A 6478-nucleotide genomic window follows, 5' to 3' on the forward strand; every position below is an offset into this window, starting at 1 on the left:
CAAACGGATGAACGCACCATGGCCAAGCCCACCGTCCTCTCCTCCCTCGCCGATCGCTTCGCCAAGGGGGACAGCATCGTCTCGGCCTGGTGCGGCCTGCCCGATCCCTCGATCTCGGCGATCCTGGCGCAGGAGGATTTCGACGCGATCACGCTCGACATGCAGCATGGGCCGATCACGCTGGGCGAGGTCATTCGCACGATCCCGCTGATCAATGCCGCCGGCAAGCCGGCGATCGCGCGCATTCCGGTCGGCGAGTTCCAGAACGTCTCGAAGCTGTTCGACTCCGGCGTCTCCGGCGTCATCGCGCCGATGATCAACACCATGGAGGATGCGCGGCGCTTTGCGGCCTACGCCAAATATCCGCCGATGGGCGAGCGCAGCTGGGGCAGCTATGGTGGCTTAGGCGCCTCCGGCCTCGATCAGAACAGCTATCTCAAGGCCGCCAACGGCTTCTCGCTCACCTTCGCGATGATCGAGACGCGCGAGGCGATGGCGATCGTCGACGACATCCTGGCGTTGGATGGCATTGATGCCCTGTTCGTCGGGCCGTCCGACCTGTCGATTGCGCTCTCCGGTGGGGCGAAGGTCGATGCCACCGCGCGTGAGGTGGACGAGGCGCTCAAGCATGTCGTCGCCCGGGCTTCTGCCGTGAACAAGCCGGTTGCGCTCTATGCGGCGACGGCCGAGCGCGCCAGGGAAGGTCTCGCCATGGGCGCGCGCATGGTCACGGTGATGAGCGATTCGACGTTGCTGCGTGCAGGGACGCAGGCGGCGCTGAAGGTTGTGCGCGGCTAGAGCACGCGCCGATCTGACTGCAACGCAGTCAGATCGGAGAACGCGTTCTCTTACTTAAGTTGAGAGACGGATTCACCGATCAGGTTGATCCAACCTGATCGGATCCGGCTCTAGGCATGCTGGATTTTCACGGAAAAGGTGCCGTCATTCCGGACAAGCCGCGATAGCGGCGCCGATCCGGAATCCATCATAGGGCTCGGTGCTCTACGATGGATTCCGGGTCAAGCCCGGAATGACGGCGCGTTTCCACCGAAAATCAGCAGCCACTTCGCGTCCGAATGGACGCGCAGCGATCTGCCCGATCAGGCGTTGATGCCCTCGCGGCGCTTCAGGATGGCGTAATAGGCCCAAAGGAGCCGGGCGGCGACGCCGCGCCAAGGGCGCCAAGCCTCGGCCATGGTCTGCAGATCGGCTGCCTTCGGCCGCTCGGCGAGGCCGAAGGCATGCCGGGCCGCTTCCTGGATCGCGAGATCGCCTGCGGCGAAGCCGTCGCGGTGGCCGAGGCAGAACAGCAGATAGACATCGGCCGTCCAGGGACCGATGCCGGAGATTGCCGTCATCTGCGCGTGAACGTCCTCGGGCGTCGCCTGTTCGAGCGCTTCGAAGACCAGGCGCTTCTCGACGAGTGCGGTCGAGAGCGCCAGCAAGGTGCGCTGCTTCGGCCGCGACAGCCCGGAAAGGCGCATATCGTCGTCGGTGGCGGCGAGCATGCGTTCCGGCGTCAGTGGGACAAAGACGCTCTCGAAGCGATTCCAGACCGCGCGAGCGCTGGCGACCGACAATTGCTGCGAGACGATGATCGAGGCGAGGCCGGTGAAACCACCCTCGCGCAACCTGAGCGGTGGCAGCCCGGTGCGCTCGACGATGGCTTGCCAAAGCGGGTGCAGGGCGGCCAGTGCAGCCATGCCTTCCTTGAGATCGCTGTCACAGGTGATTCGTTCGGTCATCGCGTGAGCTTTGATGGAGCAGAGGCCCGCTTGCGTCAGCAGCGGCGTGCGCGCCGCTTGGCGAGCAGCCACGAGCCTCCTAGAGCATTTCCGCGTTTCTCTGAATCGCGTAAATGCTCTAGGTCTTTGTTTTAGCGCATTTTCTTCACGCGAACCGGTGTCCACTTCGCTCGAAAATGCTCTAGACAGGAGCGATGGCATTCATACCACCCGATTCCGGCAAACCGGTCTTCCGCTTTGCGCCGAGTCCGAACGGGCGGCTGCATCTCGGCCATGCGCTGTCGGCGTTGGCCAACGAGGCCCTGGCCCAAAAGATGGGTGGACGCCTCCTGCTGCGGATCGAGGATATCGACCTCACCCGCTCACGACCGGAGTTCGTCGCGGGGATCGTCGAGGATCTCGACTGGCTCGGAATCGCCTTCGAACCAGATGTCCGCCGGCAGTCGCAGCATTTCGACGACTATGCGGCGGCTCTCGGTGCCTTGCAGGAGCGCGGGCTGGTCTATCCCTGCTTCTGTTCCCGGCAGGAGATACGCGCCGAGGTGGCGGCGTACGAGGTCGAGACGGGGCGTCCCTGGCCGCTCGATCCTGACGGGGCTCCGCTCTATCCCGGTCGCTGCAGGGGGCTTGAGCCCAGGGAGGCGATACGACGAAGCACTGCTGGCGAGCCGCATGTCCTGCGCCTCGACATGGCCAAGGCGCTGATCGCTTCGGGGAAGGCGCTCAGCTACGCGGTTTTCGATGCTGACGGTGCGATCCGCACGGTCGAGGCTCGGCCGGAACGCTGGGGCGACGTCGTGCTTGCCCGCAAGGATGTGCCGACGAGCTACCATCTCGCTGTTGTCGTCGACGATGCCTTGCAGGGCGTGACGCATGTGGTGCGCGGCCGCGACCTCGAAGCCGCCACCGACATCCATGTCGTGCTCCAGCACCTGCTCGGGCTGCCGACGCCGCTCTATCACTTCCATCGCCTGCTGCTCGACGAGGACGGGCGCAAGCTCGCCAAGAGCCGGCAATCGGAAAGCCTGGCGGAGCTGCGAGACAGCGGCGTCCGGCCGGTCGACATCCGCCGGCAGCTCGCCTTCGCCTCAGGCGCGGGCTAGAGCATGCTGATGTCTGACGGCAACACGGTGTCATCCCGGACAAGCTGCGCAGCAGCGCAGATCCGTGATCCATCGTAGAGCTCCGGAGCCCTTCGATGGATCCCGGGGCAAGCCCGGGATGACGCCGCGGTTCAGAGAAAAGTCAGCGCGGGCTAGCCGACGCCGAGGAAGGCCAGCCAGGCGGCGGTGGTGAACAGCGACAGCAGGGTCGAGAGCGTGATCGCGCTCGATGCGTCGGCTATGCCCTGCCGGTAGCGTTCGGCGAAGAGATAGGCGTTGATCCCGCAGGGGCAGGCGGCAAACAGCACCGCGACGCCCGACCAGTGGGCCGGCATGTCGAAGACCTTGGTCGCGAGCCAGTAAACCAGGAGCGGGTGCAGCCCGAGCTTCAATCCGCTCAGCATCGTCGGCAGGGCAAGTCCCGATTCCAGCCCGTAACGGCGCATGGCGATGCCGAGGCTGATCAGCGCGCAGGGCACGGCGGCTCCCGCCAGCAGGTCGACCAGCGTCCAGGCCGGCTCCGGAATCTGGGCGACGAAGGGGCGCACGGCCGAGCCGAGCAGGATGCCGATGATGATCGGATGAGTGAAGAGCCGCTTGATCAGCTGGGGAATCGAGGCGGAGCGGCCTTCGGCCAGGAGCGTGGCCACCGTCATCGTCACAGGCAGGTGAATGGCGAGCAGCAGGCCGAGCGGGACGGCGCCGGCATCGCCATAGGCCTTCAGGATCATCGGCACGCCGACGAAGACCGTGTTCGACTGCGCGGCAGCGAAGCCGGAGACCACCAGCTCCGGCCCTTTCCGTGCGAAGAACCTGCTGGCGATCAGCATGGCCAAGGCCCAGACCACGGCGAGTCCGGCGAAATAGGCGATCCAGTAGCCCCAAGGCTGGGTCACGGGGATGTCGGCCTTGGCGAGCGTGCGGAACAGCAGGCAGGGAACCGCCAGCACGAAGACGAAATCGGACAGGCCTTCGCCCGTCGTCTCGCGCAGCAGCTTCGACCAGCGCGCGAAGTAGCCGAGGCCGATCAGCCCGAAGACGGGCAGGACGACGAGGAAAGAGGCGAGCATCGACCGGGGACCCGCATCAGGAGAGAAAGCGCCTGTTCAGGCGGTGTCGTCTCGGGGCGGCGCTGTCAAGCGGCAGATGCCTAGATCGCCGCGCGTCCTATCGGACGCGATAACGGTGATCTACACCTTTGTTATCGCATCGGATCTTTCCGAAAAAGTGGAATCCACTTTTCGGTCCGATGCTATGGCGGCGGCCCTATCGCCGAGCCGTCATGCGCTCAGCGCAATTGAGCGACCGTCCCGCCTGCCTTCTCGATCAGACTGCGGATCTCGTCGCGCTGACGCTTGAACTCGGCCAGCGTCGGTCCCTGCAGCTCGCGTCCGCGCGGCACGCGGATCTTCATCGGATTGACGAAGTTGCCATTGACCAGCACCTCGTAGTGCAGATGCGGGCCGGTGGAGAGGCCGGTCGAGCCGAGATAGCCGATGACCTGGCCCTGGCGGACCTTGGCGCCCGGCACGATGCCGGACGCGAAGTTCGACTGGTGCGAATAGGTGGTGACGTAGCCGTTGGCGTGCTGGATCTCGGTGTGCTTGCCGTAGCCGGAGGACCAGCCCGCCTTGGTGACGACGCCGTTGCCGGCGGCAAGGATCGGCGTGCCGATCCGGTTGGCCCAGTCGACGCCGGTATGCATCTTCGAATAGCGCATGATCGGATGGTAGCGCATGCCGAAGCCCGAGCGCAGCTCGCCATCGGCGATCGGCTTGCGCAGCAGGAACTTCTTCAGCGACTTCCCTTCCTCGTCGAAATACTCGATCAGCCCGTCATCCGGGGACTGGTAGCGGAAGACCCGGCGGCTTTCGCCGTTCACGGTCAGGGTCGCGGAAAGGATCTCGCCTCGCTCGCCCTCGTCGTCCTCCGTGAAGATCACCTCCAGATTGTCGCCGCCATGGACGCGCTGCTGGAAGTCGAGATCGTAGGAGAAGATCCGCACGAGCTCGTCGATCAGCGGGCGCGGCAGATCGTGGCGCGCGCCGGTTTCGTAGAGGCTCTCATAGAGGCGGGCGCCGCCGCTGCCCTCCTCCTCGTCGTCCTCCTCCGTCTCCTGGCGCTGCGGCCGCTGGAGGGCGAGATTCTGACGCGGCAGATCGACAATGACGAAAGCGCCCTTGTCGTTCATCGCGATCGTGCCGTCCGGCTGGCCGTTGTTCAGCAGGGAGACGCGCATGATCTGGCGCGCGTCGCCGGGGCGCGGGCCGGGCGCATAGAGCACCTGCAAGACCTGGCCGTCGGGGAGTGCCGCCGTCCGAACCTTGCCGCCAAAAGCCGTGATCATGGCGCGGATTTGCTCGGGCGTCGCGCCGGCGCCGCGCATGGCCTGCTCGAAATTCTCGCCGCGCTTGGCCATCACCAGCTTGTCCTCGACGAGCGGCTCGCGGGAGGCTGGGATCGGCGTCTTCGGCGCGTTGGTGACGTTCTCCGGGACGACGCGAACCTCGATGCCGGAGAAGCGCGTATCCGTTGCCGGCGCATAGGCCAGGATGTCGCCGCTGCCGGCGGTCGTGCCGGTCAGGGTGCGGCTCAGCATCAGCTGCGGCGGGATCGGCAGGGCGCGCTGGCGGCCGGAGTTCGCGAGGTTGGCGCGCTCCTCCTCGACCTGGGAGATGATGTCGTTGTCGCTCAGCTGCGGCTTGCCGGCGGGGATAGTGATGTCGCCGAGGTCGCGCTTGACGATGGTGACGTCGGCATCGGGCATATCCTGGGCCGGCTCGGCATAGCGCTCTTCGGGCTGCCCGCCTTCGGCGAAAAGCCGTAGCGGATTGAAGGGCGGGATGTTGCTCGCATAGACGCCGGTGGTGAGCGACAGGTCGGATGCCAGCCGGACGAAGGGGCGAACGCGGATGACTTCGCGGTTCCCGACCTTCTGCGACATCGGCGCGCGCAGCGTGTGGCGCGCTGACATGATCGGCTGGTCGGTGACGAGCTTGTCGGCCTTGCGGGCCCCGCCGCCTTCGCCAGCGGCCGACGAGCTGCGCACCGCGACGGTTTCGGGCTGCTCCGGGTAGCTGGTGTCACCGCGCATGGCGACGAGGATCGCCGCACCGAGTAGCGCCGCGCCGCAGGAGCCGACGAGGGCGCAGGCGAAGAGCCAGCGCAGCGAGACGCCACGCCGATCGAGCGGCTGCTGGCGGGAATCGGCAGGCTGGATCGGCGGTTCGATCCCGAGATCGACCAGCAGAGCCGCAGCCTCGGGGGCGAGCGGCTCGACCGGCTGTGCGAACTCGGGATTGGCGTTCATATCGTGCGGGCTGTTCTGCGTGCGGGGTGTCTGAAGACCTCGACGGCGAGCTCCGCCGCGGCGAAGATGCCTGGAGCGCATCCGGACGAAAGCGCGCCAAGACCATGCCCGTGCCGGAAGCGGGAATCAATCCGTTCAGCCGTGGACGATCTCCTGTGCGGAGAGATTGCGGCTGTTTTGGGAAGCATGGCCTCTTGAGAGGCAGGAACGCCGCGCGCACGCGCGCATACGTAGCGACTTGAGCGAGAGAACGAGGCCTAGCTGGGATGGCCGGTGTCCTAAGTTCCAGGTGCCGTCGCCGATGTAGGCTCAGCTTTCGT

Annotated in this window: 5 protein-coding genes; 2 read left to right on the top strand and 3 right to left on the bottom strand. The window is 66.0% G+C overall.

Features of this window, described 5'->3' with window-relative positions; all coding sequences use genetic code 11:
• Positions 1–18: 18 nt before the first annotated feature.
• Positions 19–798 carry an HpcH/HpaI aldolase family protein gene (locus FQV39_RS20095; protein ID WP_149131907.1) on the top strand — a complete coding sequence of 260 codons (780 nt, stop codon included), beginning with the start codon at positions 19–21 and terminating at the stop codon, positions 796–798.
• A gap of 302 nt (positions 799–1100) precedes the next feature.
• Here FQV39_RS20095 and FQV39_RS20100 read toward each other — a convergent pair whose 3' ends face one another.
• Positions 1101–1760: a DNA-3-methyladenine glycosylase family protein gene (locus tag FQV39_RS20100; RefSeq protein WP_472840656.1), complete on the bottom strand. Its 660-nt coding sequence runs from the start codon at positions 1758–1760 to the stop codon at positions 1101–1103.
• A 179-nt stretch (positions 1761–1939) separates the two neighbouring features.
• Here FQV39_RS20100 and gluQRS point away from each other — a divergent pair, with 179 nt between their 5' ends.
• The gene (gene gluQRS / locus FQV39_RS20105) at positions 1940–2848 is read left to right on the top strand and encodes a tRNA glutamyl-Q(34) synthetase GluQRS (protein ID WP_149131909.1); all 909 of its coding nucleotides are present in this window, start codon (positions 1940–1942) and stop codon (positions 2846–2848) included.
• 152 nt (positions 2849–3000) lie between these two features.
• Here the strand turns inward: gluQRS and FQV39_RS20110 are convergent, their stop codons facing one another.
• Both FQV39_RS20110 and FQV39_RS20115 read right to left on the bottom strand, forming a co-directional pair.
• Positions 3001–3918 carry an AEC family transporter gene (locus FQV39_RS20110; protein WP_149131910.1) on the bottom strand — a complete coding sequence of 306 codons (918 nt, stop codon included), beginning with the start codon at positions 3916–3918 and terminating at the stop codon, positions 3001–3003.
• 218 nt (positions 3919–4136) lie between these two features.
• Positions 4137–6158 carry a M23 family metallopeptidase gene (locus FQV39_RS20115; RefSeq protein WP_187639996.1) on the bottom strand — a complete coding sequence of 674 codons (2022 nt, stop codon included), beginning with the start codon at positions 6156–6158 and terminating at the stop codon, positions 4137–4139.
• Positions 6159–6478 lie beyond the last annotated feature (320 nt).

It is taken from the genome of Bosea sp. F3-2, assembly GCF_008253865.1.
Taxonomy (GTDB): domain Bacteria; phylum Pseudomonadota; class Alphaproteobacteria; order Rhizobiales; family Beijerinckiaceae; genus Allobosea.

Bases quoted from the DNA above. Each gene is read 5' to 3' on its own strand.
- FQV39_RS20095 (WP_149131907.1), top strand. From the start codon at position 19: ATGGCCAAGCCCACCGTCCTCTCCTCCCTCGCCGATCGCTTCGCCAAG.
- gluQRS (WP_149131909.1), top strand. From the start codon at position 1,940: ATGGCATTCATACCACCCGATTCCGGCAAACCGGTCTTCCGCTTTGCG.
- FQV39_RS20110 (WP_149131910.1), bottom strand. From the start codon at position 3,918: ATGCTCGCCTCTTTCCTCGTCGTCCTGCCCGTCTTCGGGCTGATCGGC.
- FQV39_RS20115 (WP_187639996.1), bottom strand. From the start codon at position 6,158: ATGAACGCCAATCCCGAGTTCGCACAGCCGGTCGAGCCGCTCGCCCCC.